This is a genomic window from Rickettsia sp. TH2014 (assembly GCF_019249195.1).
Lineage (GTDB): Bacteria > Pseudomonadota > Alphaproteobacteria > Rickettsiales > Rickettsiaceae > Rickettsia > Rickettsia felis.
In genome coordinates, this window is the sequence record NZ_MXAX01000194.1 from 1 (window position 1) to 1733 (window position 1733).

The following is a 1733-nucleotide window of genomic DNA, read 5'->3' on the forward strand; positions in this document are numbered from 1 at the left end:
CAACTGTTCAGTAAAGCGATAGATGATGGTCTAAATGCCGTAAATAAATTACATGAGGCAGCGATTCATTTATCAGGTGTTTATGAGCCTATTGCTGAATATGTAACATCATTCTTTGGTAGTAATGATCAACATGAACCTTTATTATTTGATACATATACGCCTAACTCAACAAGCCCTGTTGAAGACTACAAGTTGATAGGTAATAATGCTCAGTTAATAGCGATAGAAGTCTAGTAAAAGGTGATATAGCTAGGAATCACTGGGATTGAGCAAGGGGAAGGTGTTACATTAGTGTCTATTTGGTATAGACGAGGGTAAATAACACGCAGTACAATATGTATAAAGATTTAAAATTACTCAGTTTTATAATAGGAGAATATAATGTTTGAAATTATGAATAAGCAAATTGCACATATGGTGGCACAAATTAGAGCAAAACAGTTAGCGACCAAATATAGTCAGAATAAGGTGCAAGAAATTATTATTGAATATAGTGAGCAACATCCTGACATCTCTGATTCAGAGATGGCAAGTGTAGTAACTAATAACCTGCAAAGACATGAACATATTAGTGTGTCAATAAATAATTACTTAAAGGATCAGAACTTGAACGATATAGGATTTCCTATAAAGTATAATAAAACTTCTTTACAGCTTAACATGGCTAAGCAGTGGGCAGAGCATCAAGGAGAAGAATTAATAAGTCAAATCAAGAGTGGTATGTTCTACCATGAATTACCAAATACTATAGACCCTGACAAATTACCGATATTACAGTCATCAAGTGATCAGGAGTATTGGGGAAATGAAAATTCTTCTGTCAGTTCAGTATTGCTCTCTAGTATTGCTGCTAGCTGTACTAAAGAACAAGAGATGATGCCTGGGACTGCTACATCATTTCCTTTTCTAAATCCCGAATATGAATTACCAAACGATCTAGTGCCTACTTCATATCCTTTCGCATCCAAGAATGGTATGAAACTTGTTGGAGATTATCAATATGGGGCACATCGTTATTTTAAGGAACAATTGTTATTTGGTCCTGAGGATTGTTCAACAGCGGTGGGTAAGGCAACATACCTTACTACTGAGCAAATTCAAAGTATTAATACTATAAATATGCAAGCAGCATATAATAATCTTGCAAATGAATATCACTATAAAGCTATCACTTTTTTAAGTGGCGATGTTAAAGATGCACAATTAAAATTAATTCAACCCGGTGATATTTATCTTGTGAAAGGTCATACAGCTATGATCGCAACACAGCCTGATAATAATAGTAATATAACTACTTTACAGTTTACTAGAGATATAGATACGCCTGAGGATAAAAGGCTAGGTGGAGGTTTATATGATTATAATTTGTGTAACAAGGCAAAAGAAATAGAAACTGGTATTTATATTTTGCGTCCTGATTTAGAACCAATACATGAGTCTTGTTCTTTAAGTCAGTTACTAAAGCAAATTGACTTAAAATATCTAACATTGTTCCCTGAGGGTCCTATAGACATACCAGGGGACTGCAGAATATTTCTTGAAAACAATGACACTACAGTCATAGGAGATATTACAGAAGCATCATTAAGTGTAGAATTTTAGATGTGTAGAAGACAAGATATAATCTTATAGGCACTGTTGCAAATAGAGCCAGTCACGTAAAACATTGTAATTAGCAAGAATAAGCTGTAGAAGTCAAGATTTAATCTTACAGACATTATAAAAATTAT

Annotated in this window: 2 protein-coding genes; both read left to right on the plus strand. The window is 33.8% G+C overall.

The features are described from left to right. On the plus strand, positions 1-237 hold a 237-nt coding region (locus KYQ89_RS03900), incomplete at its 5' end, for a DUF5424 family protein (RefSeq protein ID WP_218460494.1). A 159-nt stretch (positions 238-396) separates the two neighbouring features. Further along, positions 397-1605 (plus strand): hypothetical protein, encoded by a 1209-nt coding sequence (locus KYQ89_RS03905; protein ID WP_256621272.1) that lies wholly within the window; start codon positions 397-399, stop codon positions 1603-1605. The last annotated feature ends 128 nt before the right edge of the window (positions 1606-1733 follow it).

What these genes read in the sequence shown, in the direction of transcription:
- KYQ89_RS03905 (WP_256621272.1), top strand. Translation starts at nt 397, where the DNA reads ATGAATAAGCAAATTGCACATATGGTGGCACAAATTAGAGCAAAACAG.